12 protein-coding genes and 1 tRNA gene are annotated in these 23,156 nt (G+C 43.3%); 9 read left to right on the top strand and 4 right to left on the bottom strand.

Annotated elements, in window-relative coordinates:
* Positions 1-216: 216 nt before the first annotated feature.
* The 3 genes from AAEZ00_RS01875 to AAEZ00_RS01865 all read left to right on the top strand — a co-directional run bounded on the left by AAEZ00_RS01875 (position 217) and on the right by AAEZ00_RS01865 (position 5,867).
* Positions 217-2,796 carry a glycogen/starch/alpha-glucan phosphorylase gene (locus AAEZ00_RS01875; protein ID WP_124013068.1) on the top strand — a complete coding sequence of 860 codons (2,580 nt, stop codon included), beginning with the start codon at positions 217-219 and terminating at the stop codon, positions 2,794-2,796.
* A gap of 95 nt (positions 2,797-2,891) precedes the next feature.
* The gene (gene glgC, locus AAEZ00_RS01870; protein WP_124013069.1) at positions 2,892-4,148 is read left to right on the top strand and encodes a glucose-1-phosphate adenylyltransferase; all 1,257 of its coding nucleotides are present in this window, start codon (positions 2,892-2,894) and stop codon (positions 4,146-4,148) included.
* 15 nt (positions 4,149-4,163) lie between these two features.
* Positions 4,164-5,867: a glycogen synthase gene (locus tag AAEZ00_RS01865; protein ID WP_124013070.1), complete on the top strand. Its 1,704-nt coding sequence runs from the start codon at positions 4,164-4,166 to the stop codon at positions 5,865-5,867.
* Positions 5,868-6,262: 395 nt separating this feature from the next.
* Here the strand turns inward: AAEZ00_RS01865 and AAEZ00_RS01860 are convergent, their stop codons facing one another.
* The 4 genes from AAEZ00_RS01860 to pabB form a co-directional block, all read right to left on the bottom strand.
* On the bottom strand, positions 6,263-8,656 hold the full coding sequence (locus tag AAEZ00_RS01860; RefSeq protein WP_124013071.1) for a TonB-dependent receptor plug domain-containing protein: 2,394 nt from the start codon (positions 8,654-8,656) through the stop codon (positions 6,263-6,265).
* 249 nt (positions 8,657-8,905) lie between these two features.
* On the bottom strand, positions 8,906-10,627 hold the full coding sequence (locus AAEZ00_RS01855) for a phospho-sugar mutase (protein ID WP_101031155.1): 1,722 nt from the start codon (positions 10,625-10,627) through the stop codon (positions 8,906-8,908).
* A gap of 297 nt (positions 10,628-10,924) precedes the next feature.
* Positions 10,925-11,608: a glutathione S-transferase family protein gene (locus AAEZ00_RS01850; protein WP_101031157.1), complete on the bottom strand. Its 684-nt coding sequence runs from the start codon at positions 11,606-11,608 to the stop codon at positions 10,925-10,927.
* A 736-nt stretch (positions 11,609-12,344) separates the two neighbouring features.
* Positions 12,345-13,772, bottom strand: a complete 1,428-nt coding sequence (pabB, locus tag AAEZ00_RS01845) for an aminodeoxychorismate synthase component I (RefSeq protein ID WP_124013073.1) — start codon at positions 13,770-13,772, stop codon at positions 12,345-12,347.
* Between the two features lie 115 nt (positions 13,773-13,887).
* On the opposite strand from pabB, the gene AAEZ00_RS01840 reads away from it, so the two are divergent.
* The 6 genes from AAEZ00_RS01840 (at position 13,888) to AAEZ00_RS01815 (ending at position 23,041) form a co-directional block, all read left to right on the top strand.
* The gene (locus AAEZ00_RS01840) at positions 13,888-15,459 is read left to right on the top strand and encodes a fumarate hydratase (RefSeq protein ID WP_372491424.1); all 1,572 of its coding nucleotides are present in this window, start codon (positions 13,888-13,890) and stop codon (positions 15,457-15,459) included.
* A gap of 211 nt (positions 15,460-15,670) precedes the next feature.
* A complete protein-coding gene (locus AAEZ00_RS01835) occupies positions 15,671-17,722 on the top strand; it encodes a dipeptidyl-peptidase 5 (RefSeq protein WP_124013074.1) in 2,052 nt (683 codons plus the stop codon).
* A 733-nt stretch (positions 17,723-18,455) separates the two neighbouring features.
* The gene (locus AAEZ00_RS01830; protein ID WP_283107320.1) at positions 18,456-19,079 is read left to right on the top strand and encodes a YchE family NAAT transporter; all 624 of its coding nucleotides are present in this window, start codon (positions 18,456-18,458) and stop codon (positions 19,077-19,079) included.
* A 258-nt stretch (positions 19,080-19,337) separates the two neighbouring features.
* Positions 19,338-19,427, top strand: a tRNA-Ser gene (locus AAEZ00_RS01825).
* Between the two features lie 199 nt (positions 19,428-19,626).
* On the top strand, positions 19,627-20,946 hold the full coding sequence (locus AAEZ00_RS01820) for a DEAD/DEAH box helicase (protein WP_124013075.1): 1,320 nt from the start codon (positions 19,627-19,629) through the stop codon (positions 20,944-20,946).
* A 295-nt stretch (positions 20,947-21,241) separates the two neighbouring features.
* Complete coding sequence (locus AAEZ00_RS01815; protein ID WP_351088167.1) at positions 21,242-23,041, top strand: DUF885 family protein; 1,800 nt, start codon at positions 21,242-21,244, stop codon at positions 23,039-23,041.
* The last annotated feature ends 115 nt before the right edge of the window (positions 23,042-23,156 follow it).

Here is a 23,156-nt window from a genome sequence, read left to right as displayed (position 1 = left end):
CGAAAGACAGTGAGCCTGTGGTTGATGCCAGACAGCACGTTAGCTTAATGAGTCGCAGTTTAATGTTATTTCATACTAAATTTGAATTTCCCAGGAGCAATTGATGACTACAGCGAAAGACAGTGAGCCTGTGGTTGATGCCAGACAGCACGTTAGCTTAATGAGTCGCAGTTTAATGTTATTTCATACTGAATTTGAATTTTCCAGGAGCAATTGATGACTACAGCGAAAGATAGTGCCAGTGTTAATAAAGCGTCTGCCGGTGCGAGTAGAAGCAAAGCCAACAGCAAGGCCAGCAGTAAGGCCAAAGCTGACGCTGAGACCTTATCTACTAAATTATCTAACGCCGCTGACATAACGGCCAGCTCACACGCCGAGCCTTGTGAACCTTGCGACAGTTTATCGGCATCGTTAGCCAGACATATTCGCTATGGGTTATGCCGAGATGAGCATGAAAAACATGAACTCTTTAATGCCGTGGCGCACAGCGTTAAAGAGCAAATGCTCGATAGCTGGCGTCAAACGCGGATAAAAGACAATCAATATCAACAAAAACAAGTGGCTTACTTATCGCTTGAGTTTTTGATGGGTCGAGCCTTAGGTAATGCATTATTGAGTTTAGACATTACCGCTGATGCACAGCAAGTACTGTCCGATTATGCCACCAACTTAGAAGATCTTGAACAAGTTGAGCAAGATGCAGGATTAGGCAATGGCGGACTTGGACGACTAGCAGCTTGCTTTTTAGACAGCTGTGCCAGTTTAGACTTACCGGTGACCGGTTATGGTATTCGTTACCAATACGGTATGTTTGCGCAAAAAATTGTCGACGGCTATCAAGTTGAACGTCCAGATCGTTGGTTACGTCATGGTAATCCATGGGAAGTTCGGATCGCCAACCGTATCGTTAGCGTGCCGTTTTTTGGTCATACCGAAACCTATCTTGATAAGCGGGGACATCGACACCATGTTTGGGCCGAGACCCAAAATGTATTAGCCGTCCCTTATGACATGCCGATCCCAGGGTTTAAAAATGGTCGAATTAACACGTTGAGATTATGGAAAGCCGAAGCCAATGATGAGTTTGACTTAGATGAGTTTAACGAAGGCGATTACGCCGAAGCGGTAGCGACCAAAAATTTGGCTGAACAAATTACTATGGTGTTGTACCCCAATGATGCGAGTGTTAATGGCAAAGAATTACGGTTGAGGCAACAATACTTTTTATCGTCAGCCAGTTTGCAAGATTTACTGGCTCGTTACGTTAGTCAATTTGGTGAGGATTTCAGCCAGTTTAATGAGCATAACGTGTTACAGCTTAACGATACTCACCCGAGCATTGCGGTCCCTGAGTTAATGCGGCTTTTGCTTGATCAATATGGCTTGAGTTGGGACGCAGCATGGGCTATCACCAGCCAATCGATGGCGTATACTAATCATACTTTACTGCCCGAAGCATTAGAGCGTTGGTCAGTGCCAATGATGAAAAATATGTTGCCACGGATTGTTGAAATAATCTTCGAAATTAATGCGCGCTATTTAGAACAAGTCGCCCACCATTGGCCGGGAGATATTCAAAAGCTGGCCAATATGTCGATTATTGAAGAAGGCCCAGAGCAGCATATTCGTATGGCCTATTTAGCGATTGTCGCCTGTTTTTCGGTTAATGGGGTGGCGGGTTTGCATACACAATTACTCAAAGAGGGGCTGTTTAAGGATTTTTACCAATTGTGGCCTCATAAATTTAATAACAAAACCAATGGTGTTACTCCTAGGCGTTGGCTTGCGTATTGTAATCCTAAATTATCCTCATTAATTTGCCGTCGTTTAGGCGATGAATGGATCAACGATTTATCTCGTCTGACGGCACTTAATGCTTTTACCAGTGATAAGGCGTTTGTTAAAGAGTGGGCGCAAATAAAGTTCGAAAATAAACAAGCATTAACGGCATTCGTTAAACAACAATGCGGTGTCGAATTTGACCCACTGATGATGTTTGATGTGCAAGTTAAGCGTATCCATGAGTACAAACGCCAGCTACTGAATATTTTACATGTTATCCATTTATACCGCCGTATCCTCAATGGGGACACACAAGATATGGTGCCTCGTTGTGTGTTGATTGGTGGTAAGGCGGCGCCAGGTTATGCCATGGCAAAACAAATCATTAAGTTGGCCAATAATGTTGCCCATATGGTTAACTCCGATCCTCTGGTGTCGCCATTGTTACGGATGGCTTTCTTACCCAACTACAATGTTAGTGCCATGGAAAAAATATGTCCGGGTACCGATTTATCTGAGCAAATATCGACTGCGGGTAAAGAAGCCTCAGGCACTGGCAACATGAAGTTTATGATGAATGGCGCCTTAACTATTGGCACGTTAGATGGCGCCAATATTGAGATGCTCGAAGAAGTCGGCTATGAGAATTTCTTCCTATTCGGCTTAGATGCTAAGCAAGTGACACAAGCTCGAATTGATTATCAACCTCAACATATTATCGAACATTCAAAAGCCCTTAACCGAGTGATGAGCATGCTAAAAAGTGGTCATTTTAATTTGGTCGAACCCGGTATTTTCGATGACATTATTGCCTCGGTTCTTGACTCCAATGATCAATGGATGACCGCCGCTGATTTTGACAGCTATTGCTTGGCACAAGAGCAGGTGGCAAAGACCTATCTTGATCAAGATAGTTGGCAAAAAATCAGTATCCGAAATACCGCTGCTAGCGGACGTTTCTCAAGCGACAACACAATAGCGGGCTACCGCGATGAAATCTGGATGAAAAAGTAATACAAGGATGGCGGTGTAATGCCGAAAACAAGGTAGGTCGTTGATCAGTTAGTATTTGTTGATGGCTATGTTTGATAACCAAATGGAGTCTACTTATGAGTAATGTTCGTTATATTAGTAATTTAACTCGTGATACCTATGCGCTTATCTTGGCGGGGGGGCGAGGTTCACGGTTGCATGAATTAACCGACCGGCGCGCTAAACCGGCGTTATATTTTGGCGGTAATTATCGCATTATCGATTTCCCACTATCGAACTGTATCAACTCAGGAATACGTAGAGTAGGAGTGGTGACACAATATAAGTCACATTCATTAATTCGACATGTGACTCGTGGCTGGGGTCATTTTAAAAAGGAGCTCGGGGAGTCGGTTGAAATTTTACCGGCATCACAGCGAACATCAGGGAACTGGTATCAGGGTACTGCAGATGCTGTATTTCAAAATATCGACATTATTCGTCATGAAAAGCCTAAGTACGTGATGATCCTATCGGGCGATCACATATACCGCATGGATTATGCAGGCTTGTTAGCCGCCCATGTTGAATCAGGTGCCGATATGACGGTGTGTTGTTTAGAAACCCCGATAGCTGAAGCCGCTGGTGCTTTTGGGGTGATGGAGGTCGATAGCACGAATAGGGTAATTGGGTTTGAAGAAAAGCCGGCTCATCCGAAACCGACGCACAATGATCCGGAAAAGTGTTTAGCCTCGATGGGCAATTATGTGTTTAATACTCAGTTTTTGTTCGACCAATTGAAAAAAGATGCCAACAACGAAAAATCAGACCGTGATTTTGGTAAAGATATTATCCCGGCGATCATTGAAAAACACAATGTGTTTGCGTTCCCTTTTTCCAGTGCCGTCCCTGATGAGCCAGCTTATTGGCGCGATGTAGGAACCTTAGATTCATTTTTTCAAGCGAATATGGAATTATTGGCACCGACACCGCCATTGAATTTGTATGATGCTAAATGGCCTATTTGGACTTATCAGGAGCAACTTCCTCCGGCTAAATTTGTATTTGATGATAAAGATAGGCGCGGTATGGCGGTAGATTCTATCGTCGCTGGTGGCTGTATTATCTCGGGCGCGAAAGTGAAACGCTGTGTGTTATTTAACGAAGTGCGTGTATGTTCTTATTCGTTTGTGAAAGACTCTGTGCTATTGCCCGATGTGGTGGTATTAAAGCATTGTAAAATCCAAAATGCCATTCTTGATAGAGGTTGTATTATCCCTGAAGGCATGGTGATTGGATATAATCACGATCATGACCGAGCGAGGGGCTTTAGGGTATCAGAAAAAGGTATTACCTTAGTGACACGTAAAATGTTGGGTTTACCTGTTGGTTAATAATAAGGATCGTTAATGAGTTCAGTGAGTATAAAACGAGTACTGCTGGTGGCAGCAGAAAATGATGCACTGCACGGCGCCAAGGTTGGTGGCATGGCGGATGTTATCCGCGATTTACCGCCAGCGTTAGCACAATGCAGCGTGATAGCCGATGTTGCTATGCCTAATTACGGCTTTTTAGCCCAACAATATCGTGCTGCATATTTGGCTGATATTGAGGTTGATTTTGCCGGTGAACGTCATTCCGTTACCGTGTATCGGTTGCCAAGACCGCAACACAAAGACGCCATAGTGACTGTGGACCAAGATAAGTTTGACGACTCAATAGCGCAAATTTATCTATTTGATCATCCGCTGTTTAATCATCAAGGCCAAGTATACTGTAACGGTTCGGTCGACAGACCTTTTGCCGAAGATGCGACCAAATTTGCCCTGTTTTCCCTCTGTGTCGCCACCAGTTTAGTGCGGGAAATATTGCCGCGCATGGATGTATTACATCTGCACGACTGGCACAGCGCTATGGTGGCAATGCTTCGAGGTTGCGTGGTTGATTTTGCTGGATTGAAATCTTTGGCTTGCGTGTTTACCATCCACAATTTGGCTTTACAAGGGATCCGCCCCTTTAGTGGCGATGAGTCGTCGTTTGGCCATTGGTTTCCACAATACATTGACAAATTAGACCCTATCGCCAAAGAAAGCTTATTCGATCCTCGCTACAGCAATTGTATTAATCCGATGCGAATGGGTATTGTGCTGAGCGATAAAGTGCATTTAGTGTCTCCCACTTATGCGCAAGAGGTGTTAAAGCCTTCAGATCATCACAAAGGTTTTTTCGGTGGCGAAGGATTGGAAAATGATCTAGCGACTAAAGATCAGCAAGGCAATTTAGTCGGGATTATTAATGGCTGCGTCTATGATGAGGCCATTTCTGCCTTTGATGCACATAAAGCCAGCTATAAAGATTTATTGCTCCAAGCTGAAAATACCGTTATTCAATGGCAAGCGAAAGCCATTAACCTCAGTGTTATCGACGCAATGGCATTAGCGCGTATTGGTCAGTATAAACATGCGCTGTTGAGCGACTCATTGGCGCTAAAACCGGCTCAGATTAAGGATGAGACAGAGCGGTTTTTACTGACCTCTGTCGGCCGGTTAACGGAACAAAAAGTGTTGATTTTATTGCAGCCATTTAGCGATCCTCAAGGTCTTTCCTCAGCAAAAACGGTGTTGGACGCGATATTGCTATCGCTTAAAAAGCTGCAACCGGATGGTGTCTTCCTGATGATAGGCAGCGGCGATTTGCATATCGCTAAAATGATGCAAGCAACTGCCGCGCGTTATGATAACTTTCTGTTTTTACATGGTTATGATGAAGCGTTAGCAGAACAGCTTTATCAATGTGGCAGTTTATTTTTAATGCCCAGTTCATTTGAACCTTGCGGGATCAGTCAAATGCTCGCAATGCGGGTAGGACAACCTTGTTTAGTTCATGGTGTGGGTGGGCTTTACGATACGGTTGAAGATAATGTCAGTGGTTGGGTGTTTAATGGCGAAACGTTGGCCTCACAGGGTCAGGCCTTGGTTGAACGATTTAACCAAGTGGTCCAATTATTGGGTAGCGATACTTGGCAACAGGTGAAGCACAATGCCGCCAAACAACGATTTACCTGGGATGAGGTCGCCAAGGAGTATATTGAAAAATTATATGTGACTAATTGAAATGATTAGTCACCATCTAGGCTAACGAACTGGGTAATGTTATACCTGCGAGCTAATAGCATTATCATCTTTAATGCTATCGGTTAGCATTATTATTGACCCTATTATTGCTCCTATTATTAGCACTATTATTAGCGTTATGTTGAGCGTTATTGTTAGCACTATGATGGTCGCTGTTATTGGTACTAATGTTAGTTCTATCGATAGTAAAAACAGCAACATTAAGCCATGAAAAAAGCCAATCAAACTCGATTGGCTTTTTTGTATTTCATCGGCAACTTCAGGTTATGAATGACTGAACGCTTTATGTCGATAATCTTTGCGCTAAGTCATCATGACTATTTTAATACCGTTGTTGCCTTTAGAGATACAGTCCGATGTTACTGACTATGAGTCTAGTAGGTGTAGCGTAGATCTAAGTAATAATAACCACCATTAAACCCAAATGGGGTATTGGTGAGCGGGTATACAAATATCCCGTTAAAGTTATTGTCTTCAGGACGTTTTTCTGGATAAGTATCAAACAGATTTTGGGCCCCTAAGGTGACAGCCAGATTATCCGTTGCTTGATAACGCGTGCTCAGATCGGTAGTCCATCTGGCATCATATTGCACTTCACTGGATGAATAACCCACAGTATAGTCACTGAAATAGCTGAAACGTAAATTGGTGCTGAAGTCATCATAATGATGAGTAAAGCCGATATTAGCGGTATTTTTTGGATTCGCTTCCGTCATGCGAATGACTTCAATACGATCAAATAACTGATCTTCTAAGCCATTGAGGATTGACGGTAACCTAATCGACTCAATTTCAGTTTCTTTATAAGAGTAAGCAAGGTTTGCTTTCAAATCGCCATATTCGCCAAGATTAATACCTTGAGTGACAACTAAGTCAACGCCTTGGGTTTGAGTGTCGACAGCATTCATAAAAAATCGCGCGGAGTCCGCATTGGTGCCCTCAAGGATAGAGGCAATTACCGCTGAACTTTCTTTGTCGATATCGCCAGATAAAATAATCCGGTCATCGACATTGATTTGATAAGCATCCAAGGTCACAACAAAACCATTCTCGCTGGTGTAAACAATACCGGCACTGTAGGAATGTGATATTTCTGCTTTAAGATCGGGAATGCCCAGCTCAGCTTTTACCGGCGATAACTGGTTAAAGGTGCCTGACTCTCTTGGGACAAACTCGCCAGTGATCGGATCTGGATCAAAGAAGGTTGATACATTGGTAAAATAAAGCTGTTGCACACTGGGTGCGCGGAAACCGGTGTCAGTGGTTAAACGTAACGCCAGATTATCGGTTAACTCATAACGACCGGATAATTTCCAACTGGTGTTGCTACCAAAATCGGCATAATCTTCATAGCGAACCGCTGCAGCCCAATAAAAATAATCACTGAGTTGGTTTTCAAGTTCAATATACAGACCGAGATTGGTGCGACTCTCGTCAACTTCCGACTCTTTGGTAAAGCCACCAAATCCCTGACTGCCGCCAGACTTATCTTGGTAATCACCTTGAATATAGGATTCTTCTTGGCCAGCTTCAATTTGGTAACCACTTTCGCGCCATGTGACGCCCATGGCCACTAATAAGTCAGAGTCATTGACAAAGTCGTAATAGTTGGAGGCATCTAGATTGAGGTTCAACTCACTGGTCGACAGGGTGCCAGCATCAAAGCTTGTTGGGCTATCAGGGCCAAGCGAAGCATTAATGGTGTTTTCAACATTGTATTCAAAGCTGTTACTGCCATAACCTGCAGAAGTATCGATTTCCCATTGACCCAGTTCAAACTCATAACCGGTCACTAAAGAATAATCGATAATCTCTGGACTAATTTGCGGTAAAAATCCGTCTGGATAGACTTCGGTTACGTTACGTGAATCAAGCGCGCGACGATAAAAAGCGCCTGAAGTCGAACTGCGCTTAGTGATCCCGCCAAAGGCATAAAGCTTACCTTGGGTATCCAATCCTTGTTGCGCATTAAAAAACAAGCCGTAGTTATCAACGTCACTGTCGCCGACGTGATGATTTTTTCGATCGAATGTCGCTTCACGTGGATCTGGACTGCCATCCGCTAGAGTCGGGTATTGCTGCCGTGGATCGAGACCAGCACGGTTAGTTGAATTTTTCTGATGCGCTTCTAAAGAGACGTTCACAAAGCCGTCATCACTGAAACTAAACCCTTGGTTAATCCCTAATCGAACTTGCTCACCATCACCTTCATAGGTTTGGCCAACGTGGGCGGCAATACTGCCACCCTCGGCGCTGTCTTTAAGGACCACATTAATCACGCCAGCAATGGCATCTGAACCATAAAGCGCAGAAGCACCATCACGTAAAATTTCAATTCGCTTAATCGAGGTCATCGGAATGGCATTTAAGTCAACGTTTGATGCACCTTTACCTAACGTACCGCCTAAGTGAACCAATGCAGAACCATGGCGACGTTTGCCGTTAACCAAGACTAAGGTGTGATCGGGTGACATGCCGCGTAAGCTTGCTGGGCGAACCGCATCACTGCCATCGGTAATGGACGAAAACGGAAAGCTATAACTTGGCGCCGCAAACTGTAATGCCTTAGCGGTTTCAGTAATACCAGTGGCTTCGAGTTGTTCTGAGGTAATGATATCGACGGGTGTTGCACTGTCAGTTGCTGTGCGTAATGCGATCCGAGAGCCAATCACCTGAATGCGCTCTAGGTTTTGACTTTCCTCTGCAGCGATGGCTGCTGGAGTTGAAATACTGGCAACAATGGCCAAAGAAACGAGACTTTTGTACATTAGCAATCCTGTCATAACGTTATAATAAATTTTTGTAACATTATAGAACATTTTCGCAGACGTTTAGATGGCTTTAACATAGGGGGAGTTAGTCCAATCAGTCATATCTCATGACACTCTGGTCTAGTAAAATTGTTTAATAGATTCATCATGTTTACAATTCACCACAAACAAAAACAAACGCCTGTCTATAGTAACAGGCGTATAACAAACGAGTTGTTAATTGAGCTTAATAGTCTAATGAGTCAGTTAACTTGGCAAACTAGCTTGATGGGTTTTTATAAAGGCACTCATGGCTTTTTCAGCACGATCTTTTGCTGACGCCCAAGTGTCTGTTGGTGTCATTGTTTCCACCACTTCGTAATAACATTTAATTTTTGGTTCAGTGCCAGATGGCCGAACAATCACTCGTGCTCCTCCTTCTAAGGCATAAATCAATACATCGCTGCTGGGTAAATCAATGGTTTGTTGGCTGCCGTCGGCACTAGTACGCTGAAGACTTTTTAAATCATCGGTCGATACCACTGAATATTCACCAATGTTTATCGGTGGGTGCTCACGCAAATACGCGCCAATATTGGGTGTATCCGCCTTAAGTGCAATACTGACTTGTGCATTAAGGTGAAATCCGTGTTGGCGATAAATCTGTTCTAGTTTGTCCCAGATGGTTTGGCCATTGATGGCTAGCTCAGCCGTTAGCTGTGCGAAGGCAACTAAAGCCGATAAGCCGTCTTTATCCCAGACTAAATTACCTATGGTGTAGCCGAGCGCCTCTTCATAAGCGAATAAAAACTGCTTGTCAGCTTGGTGCATGGCAATACCGACGTTCATCAGCCATTTAAAGCCTGTCAGCGTGGTATAGCTTTGGGTGCCAAATTCAACGGCGATTTTAGACAACAGACTTGATGACACAATAGTGGTGCCGGTGAGTTGTTGATTTTTAGGTGCATGGTTGAGTAAATAATGGCCAAAGAGCACACCGACTTGATCGCCCGTCAGCATTTGGTATTGGCCAGGCTCAGTGCGAACGGCGACAGCAAAGCGATCGGCATCTGGGTCATTAGCGCAAGCGAGCACCGCATTGTGTTTCTTCGCTTCGGCAATCACTAAATCCATGGCGCCTTTTTCTTCTGGATTAGGGAAATTGACCGTAGGGAAATCACCATCAGGTTCACGTTGAGCCGCTACCGAATACACTTGGGTAAACCCGGCATCGTTTAACACGGCTTCAGCCATGTCGGCACCGACACCGTGCATTGCGGTGTAAGCCAAACTGACTTTATCTTGGCCATTTCGATGTTGCAGCTCTTTGGCATCAAAAATCCCTTGGCGATAAGCCTGGTAGAAATCGTCTTGCAACCAAGTAAGTGTTTGTTGTTTGATGGCATCCGCTAGCGCTAAAAACGGGATCGCTTGGGTTGCTGCGCGGGTAATTTGGGCGGCAATCCCAGTATCATGGGGTGGAATAATCTGCGCGCCATTTTCCCAATAGACTTTATAGCCATTGTACTGTGGCGGGTTATGGCTGGCTGTTACGACAATGCCTGCTGCAGCATTAAAATGCTTTACCCCAAAGGCAACTAAAGGCGTGGCGGCAACCTTATGGGTTAAGCGCACTTTGATGCCCATGGCCGTTAATACACTGGCCGCATCATGGGCAAACGTTAACGAATCATGGCGACCGTCGTAACCTATCACCACACCGCGCTCGGCGGCATTACTTATCTGCTCGAGTAAATAAGCGCCAAGACCCGCCGTGGTTTGGCGAATAACCAAGCGATTCATGGCCATTGGGCCAACACCGACTTCACCGCGAAGCCCGGCAGTGCCAAAGGCTAAACGGCCGGCGAAGCGTGCCGTTAGCTCAGTTTCATTGCCCGCATCAATCAGCGTTTGCAGTTGTGAGCGAGTGTGAGGATCGGGATCGTTGTTAAGCCATTGGTTGATTTGATGTTGAAGATGGGTGTTCATGAGTAACCTCATTGATAATCATTTGCAATAACAGTAGGAAAATACTGCTGCAAGGACAAGTGATTTCGTCGCTAAATGGATAAAAATAACAAGTTGTATTCATGACTTATACGCTTAGTCTACATGCCTAGTGAGTATTATGCTTTTGTAAACAGAGCGTTGTAGCACAATACCATCGACCTGATCGCGGGCTGACAACATAGATTATAGATCAATGATGAGTGTTACTAACAAAACAAGGCGTGTGAACACAAGCGGTAATCCACAAGCCATGTTTTAATCTTAGGTTATGCAAGCCTATTTCGCATCAACAGCATAGTTCTGGGGGAAGAATGAGCGTTTGGCTTGTTCATCGAATTCAGTTTTGAACTCAATATCCTTGCCCATATTTCTGGCACGCGCTATCGCAGGGCGGCTGTTGATAAGGTTAAACCAGCGTTGAACATTAGGGTAACTAGCCAGTGCATCTTCACCTAATACAAAATCAATACGATCAACCCAGCCCCAGGCAGCAATATCGGCAATGCTTAATTCATCAGCAACGATAAAGTCACGGTTGTTAAGATGTGCATCGAGTACCTCGTAATGACGTTGCGTTTCACGTCTATAACGGTTTGCTGCGTAATCAATTTTTTCAGGAGCATGATGGGTAAAATGGACACATTGGCCAGAATAAGGCCCTAAACCTGTGGCAATAAACATTAACCAAGACAGCAGCTCACCACGGTTTTCAGGCGATCCAGCTAATAGACCTGTTTTATCGGCAAGGTATAACAGTATTGCATTCGAATCGAACACTCTTACGCCATTGTCTTCAATGGCTGGGGTTTTGCTGTTGGGGTTTATGGCGCGATATTGCTCAGAGTGTTGCTCACCTTTTAAGGTATCCACAGGCACGAGTTCAAACTCAAGTCCTGTTTCTTCGAGGAACAGAGCAATTTTTATTGGGTTAGGGCCAGGGTGAAAGTAAAATTTAATCATATGAACTCCTTATTCAGTAAGAAGCTTATTTAAACAGAAATTGAACGAATGCTCAATAATTTTTAAGGGTTCAATCAAATATTCACTCATGTACTATGCAATCAAATTAAGTCCGCCTCAAGATGGAAGTTATTCAATAGCTTAAGCTAGGTATAAGTTAGGCTCGGCTGTCAGTATTAGATAAATCCACAGGCGTACACTAATACCGGATTGGTCGAGAACATTATCCACTTTGGGGTAAACATCTGTTATTCACCCGTTGTTATAAGTGCTGGCGTACTGGGTATCGGTGTTGTTGATTATTAAACTTACAAGTGCAGATACCCGTCATCACAGTGTTTATGTTGGTCAACATAGGTTGATACTATGTTTATGTTGTGCGCTCGTTGGTAAGGCTGTAACTCGGTTTCATCCGCCCAAGTCATTGCTAGTGCGCACCACTGAGTAACGTTTATTTCGCTAATTGAATTATCGCTATTGCTAATATCGTTGCAGATTAGCAGTAAAATAAGTTTGCTCTATCGAATTAATACTTAACCTCAACTTGTACTTAACCTCAATAGGGAATTATACAAAGGTTATCAAACAACCTTTTGTCTTGCCTACGACCTTGTATTGACTTGCCATAGACTCGCTATTAACAGGTGAAAACATCTTTGTTAGCAAATAAATGGCAAATTTGTGTTAAATAATCTGATATTAACTTACTTACCCCATCGCTTAACTTGAGCTGAGATCACTTAAATTGGTTCAGACTGGTCAGTAAAGGCAATATTTTACTGACTTTATCAAAACTTTCTTGATACTCGGCATCGCCATTTGAATCGGCAACAATGCCACCACCGGCCCAACAATAAAGTCGGTTGTTTTCGGTAACTAATGTGCGGATGGTAATACTGGTATCCATATTACCGTTTTGACTGATATAGCCGATGCTACCGCAATATAGGTTTCGTCTTGATGGCTCTAGTTCTTCAATGATTTCCATAGCGCGTATTTTTGGGGCACCAGTAATTGAGCCACCAGGGAAGGCGGCTTGAAGCAAATCAAACGCAGTTTTATGCTTTGCAAGTGTGGCCGTCACCGTGCTCACCAAATGGTGCACCGCTGGAAAGCTTTCAATGGCAAATAATTTTGGCACCTTAACCGAGCCTGGCGCGGCCACTTTACCGATATCATTTCGCAATAGATCGACAATCATCACGTTTTCAGCGCGATCTTTTTCAGACGATAGTAACGCTTGAGCCGCTTGTTGGTCCAAAAGCGGATCATGATGGCGAGGAAAGGTGCCTTTTATCGGTTTAGTTTCAATATGCTGGCCGTTAAGTTTGATAAAACGCTCCGGCGAAATAGACAGTATGCAATGATGTTCAAGGCGCATAAATGCTGAAAAAGGCGCTTGATTAGCTCGGGATAGAGCGCAATAGGCTTGCCATTCATCACCGTGATATTGAGCCTCAAATCGTTGGGTTAAATTGATTTGATAGCAATCACCACTGAGTAAATACTGCTGAATTCGAGAAAACTTATGTTGATATTGTGTACTGGTAAGTTGGTTAACCCACGGCGTTGTCAAATGAAAATGATGTGGATTAATCGCCTCTTCGAGGTCAGCTTGTATTTTTGATTGAATTAAATTCAACTCATACTCAAGTGCGTCTAAGCCATCATAATGGTAGGCATACCAAGACTTATCGGCATAATCATAAATGAGGACGAAGTCATAAAAGCCAATATTCATATCATTAAGGTGAATATCTTTAGTCGCAATATAGGGCAATTTTTCAATACTACGGCCAAGATCATAACCAAAAGCGCCCATGGCACCCACACTAAAAGTATGCTGACTGGCTTGAGCGGATGGATATAGACGAGCATGCAGCTGTGCTAAGGTATCAAAAGGGCTAGTATCATGATCGATATCAATATTGAGCGCGTTGATTGCTGGATGTTTGGCGGTAAATTGACATATACCGTCATTGCTGGTTAAGGTCGCGATAGGATTAAACCCAATAATATCGACTTGTGCATCTTGGTGCGCAGCGTTGGCTGAGTCGAGTATTATCGCCCATGGCTGGTCGCGAAAGAGTGAAAATAGCTGCTTAGTGTCTATTTCCCAAGCCAGTTTTTTCATAAAGAGTGCGTTTCTTGCCCGCGCAGACATCGATAGCCCTTATCTAAAATGTGATCTAGCCCGTAAAGGATGAAAAGAGTATCATATTGGTCTTAAATAAAAATAATAAACATGTTAGGCCGCAATGGCTGCTGGAGCACACCATATGTCGACGAATACAACATCTCATTCTACAATGTCTAGTCAGACTATTGTTATTAAACAAGCTGACTTTATTGAAAGTATTGCAGATTCATTACAATATATTTCTTATTACCATCCCAAAGACTTCGTTGATGCGATGAACAAGGCGTATGAGCGTGAAGAAAGCACCGCAGCTAAGGATGCGATTGCTCAAATTCTGATTAACTCGCGTATGTCTGCCGAAGGTAAACGCCCTTTGTGTCAAGACACGGGAATTGTCACTAGCTTTGTTAAAATTGGTATGTCGGTTCAGTGGGATAAAACCGACATGACAGTACAAGAGATGGTCGATGAAGGTGTCCGTCGTGCTTACTCTAATCCAGATAATCCTTTACGTGCATCAATAGTGTCAGATCCTGCTGGCGCGCGTAAAAATACCAAAGATAATACCCCGTCTGTTGTGCATATCGATATGGTCGCCGGTAATCAAGTTGAAGTGATGATAGCCGCTAAGGGCGGGGGGTCTGAAAATAAATCAAAAATGGCCATGCTTAATCCGTCTGATGACATTGCCGCATGGGTAGAAAAAACCTTACCCACTATGGGTGCTGGTTGGTGTCCTCCTGGCATGTTGGGCATAGGTATTGGTGGCACCGCTGAAAAAGCGGCGGTTATGGCTAAAGAATCTTTAATGGATCCCGTTGATATTCATGAATTAATGGAACGAGGCGCGGTAACCACAGAAGAAAAACTGCGTTTAGATATTTTTGAACGAGCAAATAATTTAGGCATAGGCGCGCAAGGTTTAGGCGGGTTAACCACAGTACTTGATGTTAAAATCAAATCATCACCGACTCATGCAGCCTCTAAACCTGTGGTGATGATCCCCAATTGCGCTGCAACCCGCCATGTTCATTTCCATTTAGACGGCACCGGCCCGGTTGATTTAGTGCCTCCATCATTGTCTGATTGGCCTGAAATTACGCGTGAAGCGGGTCAGAACACTCACAGGGTCAACTTAGACACGGTTACCCAGGCAGAAATTGAAACATGGAACAGCGGTGATACCTTATTATTAAACGGTAAAATGCTTACTGGTCGTGATGCCGCCCATAAACGTATTCAACTGTTACTTGATTCTGGTGAAGGCTTACCAGAAGGTGTCGATTTTACCGGTAAGTTTATTTATTACGTCGGTCCGGTTGATCCTGTCGGCGATGAAGTTGTTGGCCCAGCAGGCCCAACTACGGCAACCCGTATGGATAAGTTCACCGACATGATGTTAGACCAAACAGGCCTAATGGGCATGATTGGCAAGTCTGAGCGTGGTCCTGAAACCGTTGCTTCAATTAAGAAACACAAAGCCGTGTACTTAATGGCCGTTGGCGGCGCAGCTTATCTTGTATCTAAAGCAATTAAGAAATCTCGAGTGGTCGCATTTGAAGATCTTGGTATGGAAGCCATTTACGAGTTTGACGTACAAGACATGCCGGTGACGGTGGCCGTTGATACCAATGGTGTCAATGCGCATGAAACCGGACCGGCGATTTGGAAAATTAATATTGCTAACGCAAAGCAACATAATAAGCCATAAGCAACACTGAGTGTATGTTGATGCTGATGTTATTAGTCAGTGTGTCAATGTGATCAAACGCTCGGGTTTACAGCTCTTTACAAAAGGTCTGTTGCCTGAGCGTTTTGCTTTGGTTAATCTGCTATACACATCTTATGATTACGCGAAATTTGCTTAGTAGCTGACTCAACGCGAACTCATGTTTTATTTAAACAACTGAGACAAGATAATAATGAAAAAGTCTTCTGTATTATTCGCACTGGTTGCGGCAGGCATGGCAACATCAGTTTATGCGGCTGAGCCCGCAGCCTTTAATGTTCAGCAACTGGTTAATTTAAATAAGCTGCACTCAGCGGCCGTATCAAATGATGGTAAGACCATGGTGTACGGCGTAAAAGTGGTCGACGATAAAGGCGAGGGCAATTCAGACCTATACCTACTCGATTTAAGCGATAAAAAGGCCACGCCAAAACAACTCACATCAGCAGCTGGAACTGAGCACGATGTGAGTTTTTCGCCTGATGGAAAATCAATTTATTTCCTCGCCAGTCGCACTGGAACCAGTCAATTGTATCAACTGGCCCTTAATGGCGGTGAAGCGATGCCTGTTACTGAGTTACCGTTAGACATTAACGGTTATAAATTGTCAAACGATGGCAAGCAAGTTGTTATGACCCTGCGGGTATTCCCAGAGTGTAAAGACTTAACATGCTCAAAAGACAAATTTACCGCCGAAGCTGAAAGCAAAACCTCTGGCCGTTTATACAAGCAGCTAATGGTGCGTCATTGGGACACGTGGGAAGACCATGCACGTAATCATTTATTTGTCGCCGCACTTGATGGCAATAAAATTACCACAGCCACTAATGTGACTGAAGGGCGCGATACTGAAACGCCACCTAAGCCCTTTTCAGGTATGGAAGAAGTCACTTTCACTGCAGACGGCAAATATGTTGTTTACAGTGCTAAAGCGCCGAGCAAAGACCAAGCTTGGACGACTAACTACGATTTATGGCAAGTACCTGTTGCCGGCGGTGAAACTGTTAATTTAACAGCAGACAATAAGGCATGGGATGCCCAGCCAACGTTTTCTGCTGATGGCCGTTATCTTGCCTATTTGGCCATGACCATACCAGGCTATGAAGCCGATCGTAACCGGATTATGTTACGTGACAATGTGACTGGCCAAGAAAAAGAAGTGGCACCATTGTGGGATCGTAGTGCGAGTTCACTCAATTTCAGCGCTGACGGTCGTACACTTTACGTAACAGCTCAAGATGTTGGTCAAGTGACTATTTTTGAGGTTAACACTCAGTTTGGTGATGTGCGTCCGATTTATAATCAAGGCAGCAATAGCTTGGTTGCGGCGGTAAATGACAAGTTATTCTTTCAAAAGTCATCTTTGGTTGAACCCGCTGATTTATACAGTGTGACACTGGAAGGCGAGCATCTTACTCAGCTGACCCATGTCAACAAAGACAAACTGGCGCAGATTAAATTTGGCGATTATCAACAGTTCAACTTTAAAGGTTGGAACGATGAAACCGTTCACGGTTACTGGATAAAACCGGTTAACTATGAAGAAGGTAAACAATACCCGATTGCTTACCTGGTACATGGTGGCCCACAAGGTTCATTTGGTAACAGTTTCAGCAGCCGCTGGAATGCACAATTATGGGCTGGTGCGGGTTACGGTGTGGTTATGGTCGACTTCCATGGCTCTACTGGATACGGTCAAGCGTTCACTGACTCCATTGGTAAAGATTGGGGCGGCAAACCCCTTGAAGATCTTAAAAAGGGCATGGCAGCCGTATCGGCGCAGCAACCTTGGCTAGATGCTAACAATGCTTGTGCGTTAGGTGGCTCTTACGGTGGTTATATGATGAACTGGTTCCAGGGGAAATGGAATGATGGCTTCAAGTGTTTAGTTGATCATGCTGGTTTGTTTGATATGCGTTCTATGTACTATGTCACTGAAGAGTTATGGTTCCCTGAATATGAATTTGGTGGTCCGTACGATCAAAACAAAGCATTATATGAAAAATTTAACCCAGTGAATTATGTTGAAAACTGGAAAACGCCGATGTTAGTCATCCACGGCGAAAAAGACTACCGAGTACCTTATGGTCAAGGTCTTGCTGCGTTCACCTTTATGCAACGCAAAGGCATTCCATCTGAGTTATTGGTTTTCCCAGATGAAAACCATTGGATCTTAAATCAAGATAACTTACAGCTATGGTACAAGAATGTTCTCGGTTGGATGGATCGTTGGACAGCCAAATAGTTCACCCAAGCGTTCAGGATCGTTTTTCTATTGATGAGCTAAGGCTCGCCTTGTGATAAACGTCTCCACCTTGATCCAATAAAGAGTTCGGTTAAAAAAAGAGATGTTGCCATTGGCAACATCTCTTTTTTTGTCTCTCACCTAATCAATTGCATCTTGAGTCATAACCCACGCGATGATGTTCACTTAATTGATGATATTAATGAGCAGATTTAAGCCGGTTTTGATGATTGAGTCGGCAGTGATGTTGACAACGAGATAGATGCCAATATGGATGTTATTTTTGGTAACGATAATGGCAACAATATCGGCGATAATAATGATGATGAGGCCGGCAATGATTTTGGCTTAAATTATTGGGGTCTTTATTGAGATGTATTATCAGCTTGATGTTAGTATTTTTCATCAAAAGAGGCCTTTTAACATTTGGTTTTTATGTGTGTTAAGCACATTTAATGCTATTTATAATTGATTAAAGCGGATTAAGTAATCGCTTTGCGGTAAAATTGCGCGTTATTATGGAATAAAATGACGGTTTGGCCATTGAGGTCGTTAATTAGAAGGACCGGGGTAAAATGAAGGTGCTAATATTCACATTAGTTTTTGTATAGGAAAACACGTCTTTATTGATAAAAAATTTCATTTGGGAAACCTCTGGGTTTCAGCTACATTAGCGCCCTCATAACCGAGCTTTAAATCAGGTAATAACAAGAGGGTGTAGTTAGTGGATTTTATGCTTTATATTAAGTTCTTTTTAGGACTGTTAGCCATCATTAACCCTGTTGGGTTATTGCCTGTATTTGTTAGCTTAACCAGCCATCAAACTGAAGTTGAGCGCCGACATACTAATCGGGTTGCCAACTTTGCAGTGGTAGTGATTTTATTAATCACTATGATAGCGGGTCAGCATATTCTTAGTATGTTCAGTATTTCATTGTCTGCATTTCGTATTGCAGGTGGTAGCTTGATTTGTATTATTGCGATGTCGATGTTGCAAGGTAAGATCAGTGAAGTGAAACGCAACCAAGAAGAAGACCGTGAGTCTTCGGGCATGGAGTCTGTTGCTGTCGTGCCATTAGCCTTGCCACTAATGGCCGGACCCGGTGCCATTAGTGCGGTGATTGTGTTTGCGGCAGAGCACAACAATACGATGAACTTCGTTGGCATGTTTTGCACCATTATTACCTTAGGGATTTTAAGCTGGGGTTTATTTCGCATGGCGCCAGTACTGTTTAAATTACTGGGCAAAACCGGAATTAACGTCATTACCCGTTTAATGGGCCTGCTAATGCTCTCTTTAGGCATTGAAGTCATCGCGGCTGGCGTTAAAGGACTTTTCCCTACCTTAGTGGGGTAGATAAGACATAATTTGCTGAGCATTTGTGCAAACACTTGATAGTGGGGTTTTTTAGCTTGACCCGCTATCAGCATTTGCGTAAAGTACGCCTCGATTAGCAACACAGCGGGTATTGTTGTTCAATACGAATTGAACCCAAACGTGCAAACAAGTGTGTTTATGTTGTAGAGTGCAGGCTATACGCACTCAACACGAAAAAAATTAATAACTGGCTTTTACCTGATCTTTTATGGTGTGGTTAAAAGTCAGTCAAAAATTGGTGAGCTGGCTGAGTGGCTGAAGGCGCACGCCTGGAAAGTGTGTTTAGGTTTATCCCTAACGAGAGTTCGAATCTCTCGCTCACCGCCATATTATGAAAAAAGACGTCTTCGGACGTCTTTTTTCATTTGTGTTTTGAGCTAATATGCAGATATCCATAATGGCGCCTCATTTCATCGTTGTCTGCCATGCCTTTATCTAGCCTATCTTTATATCACTAGGTGTTAGCGCTTGTTAGGCGCAGCCTCTATAATGCTTTATTCTTGTTCTACTACTGAGACCCACTTTCATGCCTTTTTCGACACTTGGATTACGCGACGCGATTGTCAATGCCCTACATGAAGTGGGATACAGTCAACCAACACCTATTCAACAACAAACTATTCCGGTTATTTTAACCGGTAAAAACCTACTTGCCGCTGCGCAAACGGGTACCGGTAAAACCGCAAGTTTTGTGTTGCCAATATTAGAGCGCTTAGCCGACAGTGAAATGCAGCGTAAAAAACGTATTCGGGCGTTAATTTTAACCCCAACCCGTGAACTCGCTGTGCAAATACAAGCCAATATTGTGCAGTACGCTAAGAATTTACCATTAACATCATTTGCCATTTACGGTGGTGTTGATGAAAAGCCGCAAAAACAAGCATTAATAGATGGCGTGGATATTTTGGTGGCAACACCTGGGCGTTTGCTCGACTTATATACACAACGAGCAGTGCACTTTGATGAAGTAGAAGTGTTGGTACTGGATGAAGCCGACAGAATGCTCGACATGGGTTTCATTGAAGACATTAATAAAGTCATTGATAAACTACCTTCTGAACGCCAGAGTTTATTATTTTCCGCTACCTTATCAAACCAAGTCCGTGCACTAGCTAAAACGGCGATTAAGCGTCCGGTAGAAATTTCGGTGATTGCCGATCGTGATTCAGCGCCTAAAATTGAACAATGGCTGACCACCGTTGATAAAGACAAAAAGTCAGCTTTATTGAGCCATTTAATTAACACCGAAGCGTGGAACCAAGCGCTGATATTTATTGAAACTAAGCAAGGTGCGGCTAAATTGGTCAGCCAACTTGAAAAGCGTGATATTAGCGCTGAATGTATTCACGGTGGTCGAAGCCAACCCGTCCGGGAGCAAATTTTAGCCGATTTTAAAACCGGTAAAATTAAATACCTTGTGGCTACCGGCATTGCGGCGCGTGGTATTGATATTGATGATTTATCGCGTGTAGTTAATTATGACTTACCTTATCCAGCAGACGATTATATTCATCGTATTGGTCGTACCGGTCGTGCGGGGGCAGCGGGTGAAGCGATTTCCTTTGTGTCTAATGATGATTTTAAAAACCTGTGCATGATTGAAAGTCGGTTAGGTCATTTAATTGAACGTAAAGAAATAGCCGGCTTTGCACCCTCTAAACCCATTCCTATTTCGGTATTGAATTTTGTGCCAAAGAGTCGTCAACATAAATCGACATCAGATACCGACAGACCCACACTCAGTTTAGGCAAGTCGAAAACGGCTTCATCGGACTTAAGAAAGACTAAAACCGCTAAAGCACCGATAACGCCTAAAGGTAACAAATCCAATCCATGGAATGTGTAAGTTGATCTGGTGATAGGTTAACTCAGTTATTATTTGATTTTTGATTAAAGCGGAATGTATATTCCGCTTTTTTGGGTGCATGCTTGAGACCTTTTTAGTTTGTTGTGGACACTGCCATGTGACGAATTCCGCTTTTTAGTCTGCACTTTTTGGGTAAATGCGCTAGATTATATGTCACAAAAGATGTCAAGTTGATGCAAAAAAGTGATGGACATGATTAACTATTTCACATCGTAATAGGATAAAATTTACCTGCCCATACGCACTTAAAATAATAACAATTTAAGGATAAAAAATGAACAAAGCCTTACTTCCTTTGGTGGTTTCTTTCGCCTTAGCCGGACTGATTGGCTGTACTGATAGCCAAACTCAACAAAGTGCTACACCCAATGCGGTTACTGCTGAGGCGAGCACAACAACCGTTGCGGAAAAGTTAACTTTTAATCAATATTCACAACAGTTTATCGATGAGTTGTGGGTATTATCACCTACATGGGCGCTATACAGAGGTAAGCATGTTAACGACGGCTACTTAGAGATCCCTAATAAAGCTGGCCGCGATAAAACCTTGGCTTTCGTTAAACACCAGCAAACGGCATTGGCTCAATTTGACCCACAATCATTATCAGCTAATGAGTTAATCGATTATAGGTTACTGACCAATTTAATGGAGTCGATGCAGTGGGACATTATTCGATTTAAAGGTTGGCAGTGGGATCCGTCTAATTACAATGTTGCAGGTGGGTTTGCGCAAATCATCAATGAGGATTTTGCGCCGTTAGATGAGCGCCTAATCTCTGTGATTGCCCGTCTTGAAAATGTTCCAGCCTATTATGACGCTGCACGAAACAATATTAACGACCCAACACTTGAACATACCCAATTAGCGATTATGCAAAACCAAGGGGCATTTTCGGTATTGTCAGACGCGTTAGTTCTGCAGGTCGCTGATTCGGGTTTAAGCACAGATCAAAAAGCCTTATTTAGCCAACGTTTTGATGCGGCAATCGTAGCCATTAAACAACATATTGAGTGGTTAACAGCACTTGAAACTAAATTAGCAGAAAATGGCGCCCGAGATTTCCGCATTGGTGAAACCTTATACGAAGAAAAATTTGCTTTCGACATTCAGTCTGGAATGACAGCGAAACAGTTGTACAACAAAGCCGTGGCTGATAAAAATCATGTTCAACAAGAAATGGCGATAATCACCGATACCATTTGGTCAAAGTACATCGATACCCCTAAACCTGCCGATGAGAGACAAGCCATTCGTCAGTTAATTGATGTGTTATCCAGCAAACATGTTAAGCGTGAAAACTTTGTTGCCGAAGTTCGTAAGCAAATTCCACAACTTATTCAATTTGTGAATGATAAACAACTGGTGACACTCGACCCAAACAAGCCGTTAATTGTCCGTGAAACGCCTGAATATATGCGCGGCTTTGCTGGTGCTTCCATCAGTGCGCCTGGACCTTATGATCAAGGCGGTAATACGTATTACAATGTGTCACCCCTTGATGATATGAGCGATGAGTCTGCAGAAAGCTATTTACGCGAATATAATCATTGGATCCTTCAAGTACTCAATATCCATGAAGCGATCCCAGGACATTACACCCAACTGGTGTTTTCAAATCAGTCTCCTAGTTTAGTGAAAAGCCTATTCGGTAATGGTGCCATGATTGAAGGATGGGCTGTGTATACCGAACGCATGATGCTGGAAGAGGGCTATGGAAACTTTGAACCTGAAATGTGGTTGATGTATTACAAGTGGAATCTACGGGTTATTTGTAACACTATTTTAGATTATAATATTCAAGTCAACGGTATGGGTGAGCAAGAGGTGCTTGACTTGCTTGAGAATGAAGCTTTCCAACAACGTGCCGAAGCTGAAGGGAAATGGCGCCGTGCCACCTTAAGCCAAGTGCAATTGACGAGCTATTACGCGGGTTATCGAGAGATTTATGATTTCCGTGAGCAACGTAAAGCGAAGCAAGGTGAAGATTTTGATTTAAAGCAGTTTCATGAACAGTTTTTAAGTTACGGTAGTGCACCCGTTAAATTCATTAAGCAGTTGATGACAGATAAATAGAGCAATGATGTTTCGCTCATTATGGTGATAAATGTCTTAAGGCCTGAAGATTCAGGCCTTTTTTGTTAATGAAAAGAATTAGAAGGCAGATTAAATCTGGTTTAGAATAAACCGA

Origin of the sequence: Shewanella sp. S1-49-MNA-CIBAN-0167, from assembly GCF_040310145.1 — a bacterium.
Taxonomy (GTDB): Bacteria; Pseudomonadota; Gammaproteobacteria; order Enterobacterales; family Shewanellaceae; genus Shewanella; species Shewanella psychromarinicola.
This window is presented reverse-complemented; position numbering and strand designations above follow the sequence as displayed.